Origin of the sequence: Thermoflexus hugenholtzii (genome assembly GCF_018771565.1) — a bacterium.
In the GTDB taxonomy this organism is placed as follows: Bacteria; Chloroflexota; Anaerolineae; order Thermoflexales; family Thermoflexaceae; genus Thermoflexus; species Thermoflexus hugenholtzii_A.
Map to the genome: position 1 here is coordinate 3,011,098 of NZ_CP076326.1, position 17,799 is coordinate 3,028,896.

The 17,799-nt window shown below is 67.7% G+C and carries 14 protein-coding genes; 4 read left to right on the forward strand and 10 right to left on the reverse strand.

Annotation, left to right across the window (positions count from 1 at the left end):
• Nucleotides 1-423: 423 nt before the first annotated feature.
• Genes KNN16_RS13655 through KNN16_RS13665 form a run of 3 tightly spaced genes read right to left on the reverse strand, consistent with a single transcriptional unit; the run spans nucleotide 424 to nucleotide 1,333 of the window.
• Complete coding sequence (locus KNN16_RS13655; protein WP_303896286.1) at nucleotides 424-699, reverse strand: hypothetical protein; 276 nt, start codon at nucleotides 697-699, stop codon at nucleotides 424-426.
• Nucleotides 696-1,064 carry a hypothetical protein gene (locus tag KNN16_RS13660; protein ID WP_303896284.1) on the reverse strand — a complete coding sequence of 123 codons (369 nt, stop codon included), beginning with the start codon at nucleotides 1,062-1,064 and terminating at the stop codon, nucleotides 696-698. The genes KNN16_RS13655 and KNN16_RS13660 overlap by 4 nt, the downstream gene beginning before the upstream one ends.
• Entirely contained in the window at nucleotides 1,040-1,333 is a 294-nt protein-coding gene (locus KNN16_RS13665; protein WP_303896281.1) for a hypothetical protein, read from the reverse strand. The genes KNN16_RS13660 and KNN16_RS13665 overlap by 25 nt, the downstream gene beginning before the upstream one ends.
• Before the next feature lie 473 nt (nucleotides 1,334-1,806).
• Between KNN16_RS13665 and KNN16_RS13670 the strand changes: the two genes are divergently transcribed.
• The 3 genes from KNN16_RS13670 to KNN16_RS13680 all read left to right on the forward strand — a co-directional run bounded on the left by KNN16_RS13670 (nucleotide 1,807) and on the right by KNN16_RS13680 (nucleotide 7,523).
• Nucleotides 1,807-5,907, forward strand: a complete 4,101-nt coding sequence (locus tag KNN16_RS13670) for a S8 family serine peptidase (protein WP_303897637.1) — start codon at nucleotides 1,807-1,809, stop codon at nucleotides 5,905-5,907.
• A gap of 186 nt (nucleotides 5,908-6,093) precedes the next feature.
• Nucleotides 6,094-6,774: a Uma2 family endonuclease gene (locus tag KNN16_RS13675; RefSeq protein ID WP_303897638.1), complete on the forward strand. Its 681-nt coding sequence runs from the start codon at nucleotides 6,094-6,096 to the stop codon at nucleotides 6,772-6,774.
• Nucleotides 6,775-6,788: 14 nt separating this feature from the next.
• Nucleotides 6,789-7,523, forward strand: coding sequence for a Uma2 family endonuclease (locus tag KNN16_RS13680; protein WP_303897639.1), 735 nt, complete (start codon nucleotides 6,789-6,791; stop codon nucleotides 7,521-7,523).
• A gap of 22 nt (nucleotides 7,524-7,545) precedes the next feature.
• On the opposite strand, the gene KNN16_RS13685 is transcribed toward KNN16_RS13680, so the two are convergent.
• From KNN16_RS13685 to KNN16_RS13715, 7 genes are read right to left on the reverse strand one after another with little or no spacing between them, the layout of a single operon-like run.
• Nucleotides 7,546-10,998, reverse strand: a complete 3,453-nt coding sequence (locus KNN16_RS13685) for an AAA family ATPase (RefSeq protein ID WP_303897640.1) — start codon at nucleotides 10,996-10,998, stop codon at nucleotides 7,546-7,548.
• Nucleotides 10,999-11,010: 12 nt separating this feature from the next.
• On the reverse strand, nucleotides 11,011-11,808 hold the full coding sequence (locus tag KNN16_RS13690; RefSeq protein ID WP_303897641.1) for a carotenoid biosynthesis protein: 798 nt from the start codon (nucleotides 11,806-11,808) through the stop codon (nucleotides 11,011-11,013).
• On the reverse strand, nucleotides 11,790-12,416 hold the full coding sequence (rdgB, locus tag KNN16_RS13695; RefSeq protein ID WP_303897642.1) for an RdgB/HAM1 family non-canonical purine NTP pyrophosphatase: 627 nt from the start codon (nucleotides 12,414-12,416) through the stop codon (nucleotides 11,790-11,792). Before rdgB ends, KNN16_RS13690 begins: the two co-directional genes overlap by 19 nt.
• Nucleotides 12,382-12,885 carry a hypothetical protein gene (locus KNN16_RS13700; RefSeq protein ID WP_303897643.1) on the reverse strand — a complete coding sequence of 168 codons (504 nt, stop codon included), beginning with the start codon at nucleotides 12,883-12,885 and terminating at the stop codon, nucleotides 12,382-12,384. Before KNN16_RS13700 ends, rdgB begins: the two co-directional genes overlap by 35 nt.
• A gap of 35 nt (nucleotides 12,886-12,920) precedes the next feature.
• Nucleotides 12,921-13,439, reverse strand: a complete 519-nt coding sequence (coaD, locus tag KNN16_RS13705; protein WP_273088706.1) for a pantetheine-phosphate adenylyltransferase — start codon at nucleotides 13,437-13,439, stop codon at nucleotides 12,921-12,923.
• A 23-nt stretch (nucleotides 13,440-13,462) separates the two neighbouring features.
• Complete coding sequence (gene recG / locus KNN16_RS13710; RefSeq protein WP_303897645.1) at nucleotides 13,463-16,000, reverse strand: ATP-dependent DNA helicase RecG; 2,538 nt, start codon at nucleotides 15,998-16,000, stop codon at nucleotides 13,463-13,465.
• Between the two features lie 22 nt (nucleotides 16,001-16,022).
• Nucleotides 16,023-16,406 carry a nitroreductase family deazaflavin-dependent oxidoreductase gene (locus tag KNN16_RS13715; RefSeq protein ID WP_303897646.1) on the reverse strand — a complete coding sequence of 128 codons (384 nt, stop codon included), beginning with the start codon at nucleotides 16,404-16,406 and terminating at the stop codon, nucleotides 16,023-16,025.
• 89 nt (nucleotides 16,407-16,495) lie between these two features.
• Here KNN16_RS13715 and KNN16_RS13720 point away from each other — a divergent pair, with 89 nt between their 5' ends.
• Entirely contained in the window at nucleotides 16,496-17,731 is a 1,236-nt protein-coding gene (locus tag KNN16_RS13720; RefSeq protein WP_303897647.1) for a hypothetical protein, read from the forward strand.
• Nucleotides 17,732-17,799: the final 68 nt, after the last annotated feature.

The window sequence follows — 17,799 nt, forward strand, 5'->3', positions numbered from 1 at the left end:
GACGGGCGGGGAGAAAGACCGATGCGGGAGGCGCGGCTTCCCCCACGATCTCCGGCCGTTTCGAAGACGGGAGGTTCGGGGCCGGAACCCTTCCGGTTGTAAGCCGAGATTCATTTCGGTATCCTTATGTTTGTTGGTAGGAGCGGCTTTAGCCGCGACCTTTGCGCCATCGAGAACCAGGGGTTCCGGGTTACCGAAGCGGCTTTCATTGCGACCCTTTGCGTCGTCGAAGACCGAGGTTCGGGGCTGAAGTTCCTCCTACAAAAACCGCCTTTCGTAGGAGCGGCTTCCACCGCGACCCTGCAGGATCGAGGAGACGAAGGTTGCCTGTTGGCCCCTTCCGATGATTCAGGGGGGTGTCCTGCGATTTTGGGACACATCCCCTGGCTCGGTAGGCTTGACGTAGACCTGCTTTTTGGGTAGTCACTCCTTTTGGTATTGATAATGCTTGAAGGTCAAGAACTCTTCCCAGGTCCAGATATGATCGGTCAACCCGATGGCCATCGCCGGCGTCCGCGGCCGATACCGCCGCCCCTCCGGCAGGCCCTCCCCCGCTTCCCGCAAGGCCCGATGGGGCCGCAGCCAGTTGTGCTCAAACAAACAGAGGATCACCAGCGCATCCCAGGTCCCTGTCGTCTTCGCAAAGGCATGGGTCTTACGCGTCAGCGCATTCAACCGATCGCGCAACATGCCATTCAACCGTTCCTCATGCACCGGATAGGGGCAATCCACCGCCTCCCCAGAACCTGACGCACCTCCACGCGCACCATCCGGCCCTGATGACGACGCTTGACCGCTTGCGTCAACCCCACCCCAGGCGTGAGCACCAGGGGCGGACGCCCCCGCTTTCCCGTCGGTTGCGCGTCCCGATAGACCTGACGAACCGCCCGTCGGTAGACCGGCCGTCCATCGCTGATCCAGATCACGCCCCTCCTGCCAGATGTGCGCTGGCGGGTCTGCGCCACCACCTTCGGCGCGACCTCATCCTCCGAAGACCCAAAGCCCCACGCCACCACAAAACGAGTCGCCCGGTCCTGGCTCAAACATCCCCAACGCGGGCCCACCCCGCCCGCCGAGGCGTCTGGATCTCCAGCCTCTGGACACTTTTTTTGACAAACGACCAGAAAGCATCCACCTCGACCTCGCTCAAATGCAGGTCGTGGACCAGGACCTCGGTGAGGGCCTCAGCGTGTTGGGCGGCCATCCGGAGCCATCGGCCAATGGTTTCATATTTGTGGCCGGTGATCTCCTCAGCGGCGCTCAGGCTCCCCCGACGCATCACCACCAGCAGGGTGCGCGCCACTTCCGCAGGGGTCACACGCAAGCGATACATCGCCGTGCCCAGGGTAGGCCCAAACGAGCGCCCGCAGTTCCGACAGACCCAACGGGGCCGCCCACCCTTACTGCCGTTCTTTACCACATGGGTGGCCCCACAGCGAGGGCAGGGGGGGTTCTGGGAATTGGGCTTTCGATTCATCGGGCCCACCTCCGTCGGAATCTGGCCCCGATTATACCACCGAGCACTACTCAGGGGGGTGATTACCGCTTTTTGCATACACTTAATTTAAATGTGAGGTCAGGCCCCATGAACTGCATCCGGAGGCGCCTATGATCCTGAGAACTCTCTGGCGTGCGGTGCTTCTCCTGTCTGTGATGGGTTTAATCGCTGGCCCGACAAGCCTTCCGGTCGGTGTCCAAGCTTCCACAAAACATCTGTATTCAGCATCCGAACCGATCCCTGCACGTGCCTCCACTCCTCAGCCTCCTTCCCCTGGCCCCCGCGTCGAGACCGCCTCAGACCCCGCGTTGCGCAAGCTGGCTCCGGAGCTCCGGGCTTCGGCGCTGCGACCGACTCAGCGCTCGGTGCTGGTCAGCGTCCTGATGACCCGGGATACAGACCTCAACGGCCTGATGCGGCGAGTGATTTACAGCAAGCCTCTCAATGGCATCCGCTGGGCCATCGGTGAGGTCCTGGATACGAATCTCCGCAAGCTCGCGGGCATCCCCGGCGTGATCTCGGTGATCTCCCCGGACTCCTATCAGCCGGTGGAGGCTCCTTGGGATGACGAGGCGAAGCCGCAGCGAGAACGGCTGACCTCAAAGGAAATCCGGTCGTTGTTGCGACAGGGCGGAAAGGAGGCGCTCCTCCGCAAACTTCAGGAGCTCCGCTCCCGAGGCGTCCCCCGGCCGCAGCCTATAAAGCCCGATCGCATCCGGCCCCAGGGAGCCCTTCCGTCCGCCGCCCCTGAATCCGGGATCCAGCCCGCTACCGTGCAAGTGAAGGACATCCACGGCGCCTCCGCGGCATGGGCCAAGGGCTACACCGGCGCCGGGGTGACGGTCGCCGTTGTGGACACCGGGGTGGACTTCGGACATCCGGATCTTCAGGGGACGCAGGCTCGCATCTCCAGCGGCCCCTATGCCGGCTGGCCCTTCGCCTACAACACGCTATCCGGGGCCTTTTACGCCCTGGACCCCACCATGACCATCGGGCCGGATAATTACTGGGACCTGGTCACCCTGACCTGGTTCGCTCACACCCTGCCGGTCACGGGAGCTGTATGCAACGGCGTCACATGCACCGCAGCCCTGACGCTGGACTTCACCAACGCCGCCTCGACGCTCTCCTTTGTGTGGCCTGACCGTTCCCGTAGCGGCCAGTATTACTACACGGTGCATCCAGATATCTACCATCTGATCGCAGGCTTTTATCTTGGCCTGGGCTACGCGGCAACGGTTGGGGCCCCTGCTGTCGTCATCGTGGCTGACGAGGCCGCACCCGGCGTTTACGACACTGTGTATGTAGATGTGGATTTCGACCAGGATCTCACCGATGAGAAGCCGATGCGCAAAGGCAGTGAGCTGGCGGGAGCGGACCTCTACGATGCGGCCGGCGATCCAGGAACAGATGGCATCTGGGATCTCTCCGCGGGGATGCTGAGCTGGATCGCGGACGGAGTGAACCCGCCGCCCGGGGTCTCCGCCCTCTATCCCGGTGTGAGCGTTCCCGCCGCCGGCCGGCTGATCTCCTTCATCGGGGATGAGGACGGACACGGGACGAACTGCGCCGGCGACATCGCCGCCCAGGGCGTGATCACCGACCCCGAATGGGTTGGGCCCATCAATCCGCTTTTCGCGGGCGCGGCGAACGTCGGCGGCGCCGGCGGGCCGGTGCTGGCCGGGATGGCCCCGAAGGCCAAGGTGGCCGCCTTCCAGAACGGCTTCAATCTCCCCTTCGACTCCTGGGCCCTGGCCGCCCTGGGCTTCGACGGCGTTCCCAACAGCGGGGACGAAGCTCAGATCATCAGCAACTCCTGGGGTGCCAGCGGCACCCTCAACGACGGCTGGGACGCGACCTCCCGCTTCGCCCACTGGCTGAACAACTACTTCGCCCCGAACGCGGCCTTCCTGGTGGCCACCGGCAACGGTGGCCACGGCTACGGCACGGTGACGGAGCCCGATGGCAGCTCTATCATTGATGTGGGCGCCAGCACCTCCTATGGCTCGCTGGTTTATTTCGAGCTCGTCACCCCTGACCAGTTCACCTACGGCGACGTCCAGCCTTGGTCCAACCGCGGCCCTACCACCCTGGGGGACGTCTCGCCGGACGTGGTGGCCGTGGGGGCCTGGGGTACCGGCGCTAACCCGTTGAACCTTTACTACGGCAACGGCCAGGCCGCCTATGACATCTTCGGCGGCACCTCTATGGCCACGCCCATCGCCGCGGGGAACCTGGCTCTGGTCTACCATGCCTTCCGCGCCAAACACGGCCGCTGGCCGACATGGCAGGAGGCGAAGGCCATCTTCCTCAACGGCGCCCACGATCTGGGCTATGATGTGCTGACCCAGGGCTCGGGCAATGTGGACGCCAACCGGGCCACGGATATCGCGGCGGGGATGAACTACGGCTACTGGGTGGAGCCGGCCCAGTGGATGGCCGGAAATTACCGGGGCATCGAATACGCTGCCTTCCCGGCGATCGTGCTCCCGGGCCAGACCGTTACCAAGACCTTCACCGTTCGCAACCCCACGGGCGTGCCGTTCTCGGTCAGCCTGCAGGACGTGACGCTCCAGAAGGTCGCCGAGATCACCTTCACCCTCTCCTTCCCGTCCTTCAGCCCGCCGCCCTTCACCCGCCCCACCTGGATCACGGACATCACTCCTCTCATCGAAGCCTATGATCCGGATCTGGTGCGGGCCCAGGTGATCTTCCCCTACAGCGTGTTCGACACCGATGCCAACTACGCTTACGATGACCGCTGGCGGGTTCTCTTCTACGACTGGACCGATCTAAATGGGGACGGGAACCTTTGGACGGATAACAACGGGAACGGCCGGGTGGATGCGGGGGAGATCGATGTCGTCAGTGGCATCTACGAATATAACCGCTTCACATACGGCTATCCCAGCGGCACTTACCTGGAGGCCAGCCTGGGCCGCGACAGCCTGTCCCGCCGCCACGACGGCGTCTTCTTCGGCGTCCAGCGGCGCACCGGCTCCGATGCGGTCACCATGCAGGTGCGCATCACTTTCTACAAGAAAGCCGACTGGGGCTGGCTGAGCCTCTCGGCTTCCAGCGTGAGCCTGCCGGCGAGTGGGAGCGCCACCTTTAACGCCACTCTTGCGGTGCCCGCCACGGCGCGGCCGGGCGTCTACGAAGGCGCCATCGAGGTGCGCCACGGCCCGCACAAGCACGTGATCCCGGTGGTGGCGCACGTGGCGGCCAGCGGGCCCACGTTCGATTTCGGAGCTGCCTCCCTGACGGAGCCCATCGGCAACCAGCCCTACGACAACGGCCATCTCTTCGGCGGCTTCGACTGGGCCTGGCGCTACGAGTCCGGGGACTGGAAGCTCTACTACTTCGACATCCCGGACGGCACCGCTGCCCCGGGCAAGGCGATGGTTGTGGACACCCGCTGGGTCACGGTGCCCACCGATGTGGACACCTGGATCTTCGGCCGCGCCGTCGATTTCTACTCCACGCTGGATCCCACTTTCTTCGGCCCCCAGAGCGTGGAGCTGGTGGGTGGAAGCACCGACACTTATATCGGCAGCGGCCGGTTCGTCTTCAACACCGCCACCGGTGGGCCACGGGAGATCGTGGCCGGGGAACTGCGTGACGGCCTGGGCTTCCTGGCGCTGCATAATGTCCTCTACGCCGGGACGCAGTTCGGCGAGCCCCTCGTGGGGGCCGCCTATGCGGTCCAGGCCCTTCCGTTCCCGGTGGTGATCACCACGCCGGTTACCTTTGGGAGCTGGACCCAGGTCTTCTCCACCACCCGCACGATCCCGGAGGGCATCCAGGTCCTGGCCTTCGGCCTGAGCCAGCCCACAGTGCTCCTCAACCAGACGGCTGTCCAGGATAATCCCAACAACCCGTGCACGGCCAGCTGGGTGATCTCGCAGACCATCAGCAACGGCGGGCTGCTGGAGGCGACCACGGCCAGCGCGGCGGCTGGGCTCGACATCGACCTCTACATCTACAAGGACGATGGCGATGGCGTCTTCGAATGCGGGACCCAGGATGCCTTGCTTGCATCGTCCACCACACCCACGGCCTTTGAGCGGGTCCGCATCACCCTGCCGCCGGATGGCCGCTATTGGATCACCGTCCACGGCTGGAACGTGCCCGGCGGGAGCCAGCCTTTCGATATCACCATCAACGCCATCCAGGGGACGGACCTGATGGTCAGTGGGGTGCCGTCGGGCCCGGTGATGGCGGGAACCCCGGTGAGCTTCCAGGTTTCGTTCTCCAAGGCGGTCACCCCGCCGGCCACCTACTACGGCCTGCTCTTCATCGGCCCGGCTCCGGCCCCCACGGCCCTCCAGGTCCCGGTCACCATCCGCTTCGTGCCCACGGCGGCCACCCTCTACCTGCCGCTGGTCATGAAGAACGCCGGGCCATGACCCGATGCTCCCCTCGTCGATTGTCAGGCGGCGCACCCATCGGGGTGCGCCGCCTGTTTTCGGGAGGACCCGGAGGAGGCTTCCTTTAAATAAATTGGCCTTCCGTCCTGCCCCACCCGTGGCTTGGGGGAAGAGAGAAGCCGCGCTATCATAGCGATAGAGGAGGCTGGATGGGAGGTCTGGGGAATGGAGTCCCATGAGGAGCGGGTGCTGGCGCTGCTTCGAGCGCCCGGGGTGCTGACGGAGGAGCTCCGCCGTCGCCTGCTGGAGCTATTGCTGGAAACCTCCGCCCGCCCCATCCCCTATGAGGAGTTCCTGGCCCGGGCGGATGAGGACACCCTGGCCGAATGGGTCCAGGGCGAAGTCCGTCATTACAGCCCCGCCTCCCGAAGCCACCAGGAGCTCGTCGGCTTCCTCACCGCCCTTCTCAGCGCCTACGTGCAGCACCACCGCCTGGGAGTGGTATTGTCTGCCCCCTTCCAGATGAAGCTGTCCCGCTCCGGCCGCGAACCCGACGTCCTTTTCGTCGCCCAGGAACATCTCCATCGTCTTCATCCCACCCATCTGGAAGGCCCTGCCGATCTGGTGATCGAAATCGTTTCCCCTGAAAGCGCGCCCCGCGACCGTGGCGAAAAATTCTACGAATACCAGGAAGCCGGCATCCCCGAATACTGGCTCATCGACCCCCAAAGCCAGTGGGCCGAGTTCTATCGTCTGGAGCCCACCGGCCGCTACCGCCTGATCACGGAGGGATCCGGCGGGGAATACCACAGCCAGGCCATCCCCGGCCTCCGCCTGCGCATTGAATGGCTCTGGGATCCTCCACCCCTCCTGGAAGCCTTCCGACAGATCGGCCTCATCCCTTAAGGGGAGAACGCACGATGAGCGCCCAGGCGGAAGAGATCCTCGCTCTCCTTCGGAAACCCGGCGTCCTCACCGAAGGGCTGCGGCGGAAGCTGCTGGAGCTCCTGCTCCCGCCTATGGAGAACCCCTATGTCCCCTATGAGGAGTTCCTGGCCCGGGCGGATGAGGACACCCTGGCCGAATGGGTCCAGGGCGAAGTCCGTCCCTACAGCCCCGCCTCTCGAAGCCACCAGGAGCTCGTCGGCTTCCTCACCGCCCTCCTCAGCGCCTATGTGCAGCACCACCGCCTGGGAGTGGTATTGTCTGCCCCCTTCCAGATGAAGCTGTCCCGCTCCGGCCGCGAACCCGACGTCCTTTTCGTCGCTCAGGAACATTTCCATCGTCTTCATCCCACCCATCTGGAAGGCCCTGCCGATCTGGTGATCGAAATCGTTTCCCCTGAAAGCGCGCCCCGCGACCGTGGCGAAAAATTCTACGAATACCAGGAAGCCGGCATCCCCGAATACTGGCTCATCGACCCCCAAAGCCAGTGGGCCGAGTTCTATCAGCGGGACGAGCGGGGCCGCTTTCAGCACGCGCCCCTAGACCCCCAGGGGATCTATCGCTCCCGGGTCATCCCCGGGTTCTGGTTGCGGGTGGACTGGCTCTGGCAGGACCCGCTGCCGCCGGTGGATGTCATCCTGCTGGAGATCGGCGGGGAAGCCTACGCGCGCCGTCTGATCGAGCGTCTCCGAGAGCAGGGATGGCTCTGATCTGCGCCCGGCGCGCGGATGCTCACATGCTTTCCACAGCCCGGCGCGGGATCAGATAGCGCTCCGCGGGCTCGCCCGCGGGAAGCTGCGCGGCCAGGGCCAGCCAGAGGCGTTGCGCTTCCTCCCGGATCTCCTCCAGGGACGAGGCCTCCCCCATTGCCCGCAGCACTTTCCCCAGGGCAATGCGGGCCGTGAGGGCGGCCGGGCGGAACCCGGCCGCGTCCGCCCAGCGGATGGCCTCCTCCAGCACCGGCCGGGCTTCCTCGGGGCGGCCCACCGCCCGGGCCCAGCGCCCCATCTCCACCGCCGCGTGCACGAACTCCGCCACCAGCCCGCGACGCCCGGTGTAACGCAGCGCCCGATCCAGCACGGTCCGGGCCTCCTCGGGGCGGCCGCGCAGGCGCGCCAGCCGGGCCTCCCCCACCAGCCCGACACTGCGGGCCACGGCATCCACGGCCCGCCCCTGGGCCAGGGCCTCATCGAGCAGGGCCGTCGCTCGCTCCAGATCCCCCTGGGCGAGGACAGCCATCCCCAGCCCGATTTGGGCGCTCAGCCGATGGGCCCGCAACGCGGAGCGGCCCTTGAGCAACGTGAGCACGCTCTGAAACTGCGCCTGGGCTTCCTCCAGCCGGCGGGCTCGCAGGGCCAGATAGCCCTGAAAGATCCGCGCCCAGATGGTGCTCCAGTCCATCTCCGGCACCCGGCGGGCCAGCTGCAGGCCCCTGCTCAGCCAGGCTTGAATCCCAGGGAAGTCCCCCCGCAGGTCCTGCAGATAAGCCATCAGGTTGCAACCCATCACCACATGGGGCCACTGGGCGGTGGCCTCCGCGATGGTCAGCGCCTGGCCCAGACACGCCTCCGCCGCCTCCGGCATCCCCTGCAGGGTGAGGATCCAGCCATAGAGGTTCAGCAACAGCGGCGCCTGTTCCGGGGCCAGGGCCTCCGCCAGCTCCTTCCACGGCCGTCCCCAGAGCGGCGGAGCCGGCTGGAAGAGCGGCTCCCGAAGCGGAGACCCTGCCGGCTCCTCCCCGAAGACCAGCTCCACCCGGTCCAGCAGGTCGGCCTCCGCCGGGCTCAGCACATCCGCGAACTGCGCGCGGATCTCCCCCGCAAGCCCGCCGGCTTCCTCCAGACGGCCCAGCATCGTCAGCGTGGTCATCAGCCGGCGGGCGGCGTTCAGCGCGTGCAGGCGATCCCCCTGGGCCTCCGCCCACTCCCGGAACCGCGTGTAAGTCTCCACAATCCCTTCCCAGTCTCCCAGGGCCTCCAGGGCCATCCCGCGCCCCAGATAGGCCCTCCGGATCCACTCCGCCATCCCCTCGCCCCCCGCGCCCCGGGCGGCATAGAGCGCCTCATCGTAATGGCGGACCGCCTGGCGGAACCCGTAGGTCCGGCGGGCGTGATCGCCGGCCTCCACCGCATATCGGACCATTGCCGGCAGGGCGGAGCGGCCAGCCCGCTGGAAGTGATAGGCGATCTCCGCGCTGTAGGGGCCCGGATGCGGGCCGTAGAGGGCGGCCAGGGCCTCGGCCAGCCGGCGATGCTGCCGCCGCCGCACCACCGGCGGGATGGCCTCGTAGATCACCCGGCGCACCACCTCGTGCACGAAGGAGAGACGCTCCTCCGCCTCCTCCCGCAGGAAATGGCGCTCCAGGAGGATCCGCAGATGGGGCGTGGGGTCCGGCGGGCCGACCAGCTCCAGCCACTGGAGGGGAAAGGCGCGGCCGATCACCGCCGCGATCTCCAGGATCTCCCGGGCGCCCTCCGGCAGACGAGCCACCCGCTCCAAAACCAGGGAACGCAGGGAGGAGATCGCCGCCGGCCCCTCCAGGTAGCGCTCCAGGAGCTCCCGGCGGAAGCCTCCCTCCGCCGCGCGGACGGCCCGCAGCAGCTCCGCGGTGAACAGGGCGTTCCCCTCCGTCAGGCTGTAGAGCCGGCGCGCCAGCTCGCGGAGGTCCTCCGGAGGTTCCTCGGACAGAGAGGCCAGCCAGCGGACGATGGCCTCCAGGGGAAGGCGCCCGACCCGGATCCAGGAACCGATCCCCTCCCGGCGCAGCCCTTCCAGCAGATAGGCGGCCTCCTGCCCTTCAGGCGCTTCCCCCGGGGTATAGGCCAGCAGCAACACCAGGGGGTGGCGGGCCGCGCGGCGGGCCAGCCGTCCGATCACCGTCAGAGTGGCCTCATCCGCCCAGTGCAGATCGTCCACGAACACCACCAGGGGGCGCTGATCCGCCAGGGCGATGAGGAGGTTGGCGAAGCCGTCGATCAGGCGATGACGGTTCTCCTCCGGGGTGGTCTCCGGAACAGCTGGGAGGTTGGGGAACAGGAGATGGAGAGAGGGGACCAGGCGGGCCACCTGGGCCAGGGCCGGGGCGGGCAGATGGGCGCGCCGATCGGGGGGCAACTGGCTCAGGAAGCGCCGCAGGCTCTCCGCCAGGGCGGCGAAAGGGAGGGTGCGTTCGATGAAGAGCCCCCGAACGTAGAGCACATCCGCCTCAGGGGCGAAACGGCGGATCGCCTCGGCCGCCAGCCGGGTCTTCCCGGCCCCCGGCTCCCCGCTCAGGATCCCGACGCCACCGGATCCGTGCGACCACCCGGCGAAAATCCCCCGCATCCGTTCCAGCTCGGCCTCCCGCCCGACGAATATCTCCTCGGGCCCTCCCTCCCCCTCCGGAAGGTCCCGGAGAGGCTGGACGGAGGCGATGGGGCGCGGCAGGGCCAGCTCTCCCCGCCGCAACGCCTCGTAAAGGGCCTGGGTGGCCGGCGAGGGCTCCACCCCAAAGGCCTCCCGCAGGGCCTGCCGGCACCGCTCGTAGGTGCTGAGGGCCCCCGCGTGGTCTCCTATGGCGATCTGGTAGCGCATCAGCGCCCGGTAAGCCGGCTCCCGGAACTCGTCCAGGGTGATCACCCGCCGGCAGAGGGAGATGGCTTTCTCCGGCGCGCCGGCCTCCGCCAGCAGCTCCGCCAGCTCCAGCGCGGCCTCCAGATAGCGCTCCCGCAGCCGTTCCCGTTCGGCGAGGGTCCACTCCGCGTAAGGCTCCTCGATCAGGAGGTCGTCCCGATACAATGCCAGCGCCTCCATCAGCCGCTCCCGGCGCTCCTCCGGGGAGGCGGACCGCCCGGCTGCCTCCAGCAAGTCCTCAAAGGCCCAGACGTCCACCCACAGCGGAGCCTCCGGGACCACCGCGTAGCCCGGGGGCTGGGCGCGGATATACCGCGAGGCCCGGGGCGGCCGATCCGGCTCCAGGGCCCGGCGCAGGGCGTGGACCGTGCTGCGCAGGGTGATGGCCGCCCGTTGGGGGTCCGCCCGCGGCCAGAGCCAGTCCAGGAGCTGATCGGCCGGCACCGGCCTCCCTCGGGCCAGGAGCAGGATCTGGAACAGCTGCTTCGCCCGCCGGGTGAACCAGTCGGCCTCCGGGATCGGCGTCTCCCCCCGCCACACTTCGAAACGGCCGAACATCCGCACGCGCAACATCTCCCACCTCGCTCACGCGCCCAGGGCACGCCTCCCGGCTCGAAGCGATCGGAGACGGAGGAAGGCGATCGAGACCGGGGGGCCCATGGTGAAGAACGCCACGATCCCCAGGGCCTGCGTCAGCGGATCCGCCCGGGGGTTCAGGAGGGGATAGAAGACGAAGGCGGCGCCGGCGATGGCATACGCCACGACCGCCTCTCCCATGGGGGCCGGAACGGAGGCGGGGGACGGCCAGCGACGGGAGATCCCGAGGTAGAGGCTGTAGATCAGCAGCATCGTGACCATCCAGCCGATGAAATTCCGGGTGGGGACCCCGAAGTAAGGGCCTGCCTCCTGCCATACCCAGAAGCCCCGCCGGGCCATCGCCGGATCCATCGCCAGGTCCCATCCCGTCATCCACATGGCTGCCAGCACCGCAACGCCCCATCCCCGGGGGGATGCCGGAGGCTCATCCAGGGCGATGCAGGCCAGCAGGAACGCCGGGTAGGCCATCATGAACCAGGCGAGGGGGATCAACACGGGGACGCTCAGGAGGCGCGGGCCCAGGCGGTCGGTGTAGGCGTAAGGGCCGTAGATCCAGCCGGTCGCCACCCCCACGGCCTCCAGCGTCAGGCTGATCCCAAAGGTCAGGCCCAGGAGGAGCAGCGCCCGGCGCCGGCCCAGGGTGGGGAGCGCATGGGCGAGGGCGAATCCCCACTGCAGGAGGGTGTTCAGCGGCATCAGCCAGAAGGGATTCGGCCATCCCCATGCCAGGGCGATCAGATGGTAAAAGGTCACCGCGCCGAAAGCGATCAGCAGGAGCCTTCGCATGCCTCCTCCCGTAGCCATCGCTCAAGGATCTCCCGCGCCTTCCGGGCGGCGCGGGCCCGATGGCTGATCCGGTTTTTGACCTCCATGGGGAGCTCGGCCATGGTCTTCCCGAGCTCCGGGATGTAAAAAATCGGGTCGTAGCCGAAGCCGGAGGACCCCCGGGGCTCGAAGGCGATGTAGCCCTCGACGCGGCCCTCCACCAGCACCGGCGCCTCCCCCGGCCGGGCCAGGGCGATCACGCAACGGAACCGCGCGGTCCGCCGGGGCCACGGGACATCTGCCAGCCTCGTCAGGACCTCGCGGATGCGGTCCGCATCCGTGGCCGCGGGCCCGGCGAACCGAGCGGAGCGGGCGCCCGGCGCGCCCCCCAGGGCGTCGATCTCCAGCCCCGAATCGTCGGCCAGGGTCCACAGCCCGCTGCGGGCCGCATAGTGGGCCGCTTTCCAGCGGGCGTTCTCCTCCAGGCTGTCGTGGGGTTCCTCGGCGACCTCCTCGATCCCCAGCTCCACAGGATCCGTCAGCCGGAGGGGGAGATCGCCGAGGAGCGCCGTCAGCTCCCGGCGCTTCCCGGGGTTATGCGTGGCGATCAGGAGGACGCGCTGCGGCATCGGGGGACTGAGAGGGTTCATCCGCGCGTTCGTTCTGCAGCTTTTCGATCCCGTTGCGGACCACCTGCAGGAGATGGGAGAGGGTTTCCTCCAGCTCCAGGAGGCGGGTAAGGGCGTAATCGTCCGCGTCCGCTTTCAGGCGCTCGGCCTCCCGCTGGGCCCGCTCGATGATCAGGGCGGCCCGCTGCTCCGCAGCCTGGACCACTTGGTGCTGGGCGATGAGCTCGCTGGCCTGCTCCTGGGCCAGGGCGACAATGCGCTCCGCCTCCTCCTTAGCCTGGGCGATGATCCGCTCCCGCTCCTGGGCGATCCGGCGGGCCTGTTTCAGCTCCTGCGGGATGGCCACCCGCATCTGATCGATCAGATCCAGCAGCTGACGCTCCTCCACCACCACCCACCTGAGGAAGGGAAGGGGGCGGCTGCGCAGGACCAGCTGCTCCAGCTGATCGATCAGATGGAGGATGTCCATCCCAGCCCTCCTTCGTTCGGGCGCCTCGACGGCGCCTATTCCCGGATCGAGACGATGGGCACCGCCTCGCCGGCCCGCTCGGCGGCTTTGGCGGCCAGGGCCCGGGCCACGTGCGGCGGGACCATGGCGGAGACGTCGCCGCCGAGAAGGGCGACCTCGCGGACGATGCTGGAGCTGATGAAGGCGTAGTCGCGGCTGGTCATCAGGCAGACCACTTCGATCTCCGGGGCCAGCTGCTTGTTGGTCAGGGCCATCTGCAGCTCCAGCTCGAAATCTGAGACCACGCGCAGCCCCCGCACGATCACCCGGGCGCCGATGCGCCGGGCGAAATCCACCGTCAGCCCGCTGTAAGCCATCACCGTGACGTTGGGGAGATGCTGAAGGGCCTCCCGGGCCAGCGCCAGCCGCTCCTCCAGCGAGAAGAGGAGGCTCTTGCTGGGCCGATCGTAAACCCCCACCACCAGCTCGTCGAAGATCGCCGCCGCCCGGGTGGCGATATCGATGTGTCCGTAGTGGATCGGATCAAAGGACGCCGGATACAGGGCTCGGGTCATTCGGCGCTCCTCGCGATCAGATCTCAGCTCGGCTCCACCGGGCCTTGCCAGAAGCGGGTCACCGCCTCCGCCAGACGGCGGTGCTCCGGGGCCTGCAGCTCCGGATCCCGCTCCGCCAGGCGCTCCGCGGCCTCCCGGGCGAGCTCCAGCAGGCGCAGGTCGGTGAGGTCCGCCAGACGCAACTCGGGGAACCCGCTCTGGCGGGTGCCCAGGAAATCGCCCGGCCCACGCATCTCCAGATCCTTCTGGGCCAGCTGGAAGCCGTCGTAGATGGTCTCGATGGCCCGAAGGCGTTCGATCGCCGCTTCCGAAGGGGATTCCGCCAGCAGGAGACAGTAAGAAGGATGGGTGCTGCGGCCGACCCGCCCGCGGAACTGATGCAGCTGGGCCAGCCCGAAACGGTCCGCCCCCTCGATCAGGATCACCGTGGCGTTGGGCACGTCCACGCCGACCTCGACCACCGGGGTGGCCACCAGGACCTGGATCTCCCCGCGGGCGAAAGCGTTCATCACCGCTTCTTTCTCCTCGGATTTCATGCGCCCGTGGATCAGCCCCAGCCGCAGGTCGGGGAAGACCTCGCGCTGCAGCCGTTCATACTCCTCGACGGCTGCCCTGGCCTCGATTTTATCGGAGCCTTCCACCAGCGGACAAATGATATAAGCCTGATGGCCCTGCGCCACCTGCCGGCGGATGAAGGCGTAGGCCCGCTCCCGCTCCTCGGGCATCAGCCAGCGGGTGAGCACCGGCCGCCGGCCAGGGGGCATCTCGTCCAGCACCGAGAGATCCAGATCCCCATACAGGGTGAGGGCCAGGGTGCGGGGGATGGGCGTGGCGGTCATGACCAGGACGTGGGGGTTGTAGCCCTTGCCCCGCAGGGCCGCCCGTTGCAGCACCCCGAAACGCTGCTGCTCGTCGATGACCACGAAGGCCAGATCCCGGAACGCGACCTCCTCCTGGATCAAGGCGTGGGTGCCCACCACCAGCTGGCAGCTTCCCTCGGCCAGCTCGGCGTAGATCTGCGCCCGCTCCACCCCGGTGACCCCGGCGGTCAGCAACCGGATGGTGGGGGTGGGCAGGCCGGCGGTCGCCCAGCGCTCGGCCAGGGCGAGCAGGTTGCGGTGATGCTGCTCCGCCAGGATCTCCGTCGGCGCCATGATCGCGCTCTGGGCCCCCGCCAAGAAGACCGCGTAGGCCGCCAGGGCCGCCACCACCGTCTTGCCTGAGCCCACCTCCCCCTGGAGCAGGCGGTTCATCGGCACCCCGGATCGCAGGTCCTCCAGGATCTGGGAGAGGGCCCGTCGCTGGGCGTTCGTGAGGGTGAAGGGAAGGGCCTCGATGGCCTGCTCCAGAAGGGCTTCGTCGAAGGCCAGCGCCCGGCCCGGCGCGCTGCGCCACCGCCGTCGGGCCTCCAGCAGGCCGATCTGCAGGTAGAAGACCTCATCGAAGGCCAGCCGCCGCCGGGCCTTCTCCAGGGGCTCCCAATCGTCGGGGAAGTGAACCTGCCTCAGGGCAGCGGGGAGATCCGGGAACCCATAGGCTTCCCGGATCCACGCCGGGAGGGGATCCTCCACCCGCTCCGCCCAGTAATCCACCACCCGCTTCATCAGCGAACGCATGAAGCGCTGGGTGAGGCCCTCCGTCAGCGGGTAGATGGGGACGATGCGAGCGGTGTGCAGCAGCTCGCGGTCCGCCGGTTCCCATTCCGGGGAGCGGAACACCGGTCGTCCCAGGAACTCATCGACGCGCCCGCTCACCACGATGAACGCGCCCGGCTTGATGCGATCCAGCAAATAGGGCTGGTTGAACCACGTGCACTCGACGACCCCTGAGCCGTCCGTGATGAGCGCCTTGATCACCGTGAGGCCGTTCCCGGTCTGCTTGCTCCCGATGTCCATCACCTCCCCGATGACCGTCACCTCCTCTCCCACCCGCAGGCGGTGGATAGGCTTGAGGGCCCGGAAATCCACATACCGGCGGGGAAGCAGGTAGAGGAGATCCCGGATCGTCTGCACGCCCAGGCGCCCCAGGCGCTGGGCCCGCTCCCGCCCCAGGCCGTGGATCACATGGACCGGAGCCTCCAGGCCCAGGGACTCGACCTGGGCGGCCCGGCGTGGGGAAACCGGTGGAGCCGGTCGGGCCCGGGGCTTTTCAGGAGGCTCCGCTTCCGGCTTGCGGAGGGCAGGAGGTTCCGGCGGAGCCGCAGGGCGAGGCGACGGCGGCGATGGTTGCGGGCGACCCACCGGCTCGGGTGGGGTCGGAGCGGCGCTGCGGCCGCTCCGGAGATGGCGCTCCCGCTGAAGGGCCTCCTGGATGCGGGCTTCCAGCGCTTCGATCAAGCGTCGGCGCTCCTCCGGGTCGGCGGCCTCATAGCGCCGCAGGTCCGCATAGATCGCCTCCAGGGCGAGGAGGAGCTCCGGATCCTCTCCCTGGAGCGCGGCCCGGGCCTGTCGATACCAGTGATCGGCGAAGCGGCCCATCCCGCCGATCACAATGCGGTTTCGATAGCCGTCCTGGGCTTCGTGCTTGAGGATCTTTTGGAGCTGCTGGAACGGCGAAGCCATGGAGGTTCTTTCCTTGAAGGCTTCAGGATGCGCCCTCGCCGGGCCGGCCCTCCTCGAGAAGCCGGATACGGACCGGCCGGCGCAGCGTTCCTTCATACCAGATGCGAACCGCCTGATCCCCGTATTTGGATCGAAACCACTCGGTGATCCGGGGCAGCTCCTCCAGCGGCAACGGCTCTGCGATCCCTGTCCACTGCCGCCCGGCGCCCTCCACAATCACCTGCGGGTTCGCCAACAGGTTTTGATACCAGTCGGTGCCCCGGCCGTGGGCCCTGGCGTGCGCCATCAGGTAGATCGCGTCCTCCCGATAAACGAACCACAGCTCCACCCGATGCGGCCGGCCGCTCCGCCGGCCCCGGGTGATGAGCTCCAGCGCCTCCGCCGCCTCCAGCGGATGTCGGACCATCCGGTTCAGCCTCACGGGGATCCACCGGGATCTAAGTATAATCCAGAGCAACGATCCCGCGCAGCCGCGAACGAACCGGGGAGGACCGGATGACGCTTCGGCTCTACTGGGAGGATCCTTATCTCTGGCGATTCACCGCCCGGGTGGTGGAGGAAACCACCTATCAGGGCCAGCCGGCCGTGATCCTGGATCGCACCGCGTTCTACCCGGCTGGAGGCGGGCAGCCATCCGATCGTGGGACTCTGAACGGGATCCCGGTGCGGGAGGTGGTGGAACGAGAGGAGGATGGGGTGATCCTGCACATCCTCGAGCGCCCGCTGGGGATGCAGGAGGTGGAAGGGATCGTCGATGGGGAGCGCCGCTTCGATCACATGCAGCAGCACACCGGGCAACACATCCTCTCGCAGGCCTTCCTTCGGGTCGCGGGCGCGCAGACCGTTTCCTTTCACATCGGCCATGAGGTGGTGACCATCGACCTGGAGGTGGCGGATCTCCCGGAGGCGATCGCCGAGGCCGCAGAGGAGCTGGCCAACCGGGTCGTCCTGGAGAACCGGGAGGTGCGGACCCGATGGGTGGGGGAGGAAGATGTGGGGAGCCTGGGGTTGCGCCGGAGCCCTTCCGTGGAGGGGCCGATCCGCATCGTGGAGGTGGCGGATTTTGATCGCAGCCCGTGCGGAGGCACCCACGTCCGGCGCACGGGGGAAGTGGGGCCGATCAAGATCCTGAGGTGGGAGCGTCGCGGCGGGGGAGTGCGGGTGAGCTTCCTCTGCGGCTGGCGGGCCCTGCGGGATTATCAGGGGAAACACCGGCGGCTCCTCCAGGCCGCCCGCCTGCTGAGCGCAGGGGAGGCGGACCTGACGGAGGCGGTGCAGGCATTGCAGCGCGCATGGAAAGAAGCCCAGCGCAGCCTGTCCCTTCTGCAGGAAGTTTACATTGAGGAAGCGCTTCCGATCCTGGAACGGGAGGCGCTTCCGGCGCCGTTTGGGGAGCTGGTGATCCACGTGTGGGCGCAGCTGCCTCCCGGGCTGTTGCCCCGCCTGGCGCGGCGGCTCAGCGCCTCGGGGCCCCGCCTGGTGATCCTGGCGGCGGGAGGGAGCGCCGGTCTCCTCGCCGTGGCGTGCGGCCCGGGGATCCCCGTCTCGGCCCAGGAGGTTCTGGAGCGGATCCGGAGCCGTCTCGGCTTCTCCGGAGGCGGGGGTCGTTCGGATTACGCCCAGGCCCCGTTGCCGCCCACGATTTCTATGGCAGATCTCCATAGGATCATCGAACAGATACGGGAGGAGCTGGCAGGCAGAGGGGCTGAAAGCGCTTCTTCCTCCTCTTGAACAAACTGGCTGCGCCGGGTCCTCGCCGGATCGAACCGGGCATCGATTTCCTCTACTGCTGAGAAAGG

Bases quoted from the DNA above. Each gene is read 5' to 3' on its own strand.
- KNN16_RS13685 (WP_303897640.1), bottom strand. From the start codon at position 10,998: ATGTTGCGCGTGCGGATGTTCGGCCGTTTCGAAGTGTGGCGGGGGGAG.
- rdgB (WP_303897642.1), bottom strand. From the start codon at position 12,416: ATGCCGCAGCGCGTCCTCCTGATCGCCACGCATAACCCCGGGAAGCGC.
- KNN16_RS13680 (WP_303897639.1), top strand. From the start codon at position 6,789: ATGAGCGCCCAGGCGGAAGAGATCCTCGCTCTCCTTCGGAAACCCGGC.
- coaD (WP_273088706.1), bottom strand. From the start codon at position 13,439: ATGACCCGAGCCCTGTATCCGGCGTCCTTTGATCCGATCCACTACGGA.
- KNN16_RS13690 (WP_303897641.1), bottom strand. From the start codon at position 11,808: ATGCGAAGGCTCCTGCTGATCGCTTTCGGCGCGGTGACCTTTTACCAT.
- KNN16_RS13700 (WP_303897643.1), bottom strand. From the start codon at position 12,885: ATGGACATCCTCCATCTGATCGATCAGCTGGAGCAGCTGGTCCTGCGC.
- KNN16_RS13720 (WP_303897647.1), top strand. From the start codon at position 16,496: ATGACGCTTCGGCTCTACTGGGAGGATCCTTATCTCTGGCGATTCACC.
- KNN16_RS13675 (WP_303897638.1), top strand. From the start codon at position 6,094: ATGGAGTCCCATGAGGAGCGGGTGCTGGCGCTGCTTCGAGCGCCCGGG.
- KNN16_RS13665 (WP_303896281.1), bottom strand. From the start codon at position 1,333: ATGTATCGCTTGCGTGTGACCCCTGCGGAAGTGGCGCGCACCCTGCTG.
- KNN16_RS13715 (WP_303897646.1), bottom strand. From the start codon at position 16,406: ATGGTCCGACATCCGCTGGAGGCGGCGGAGGCGCTGGAGCTCATCACC.
- recG (WP_303897645.1), bottom strand. From the start codon at position 16,000: ATGGCTTCGCCGTTCCAGCAGCTCCAAAAGATCCTCAAGCACGAAGCC.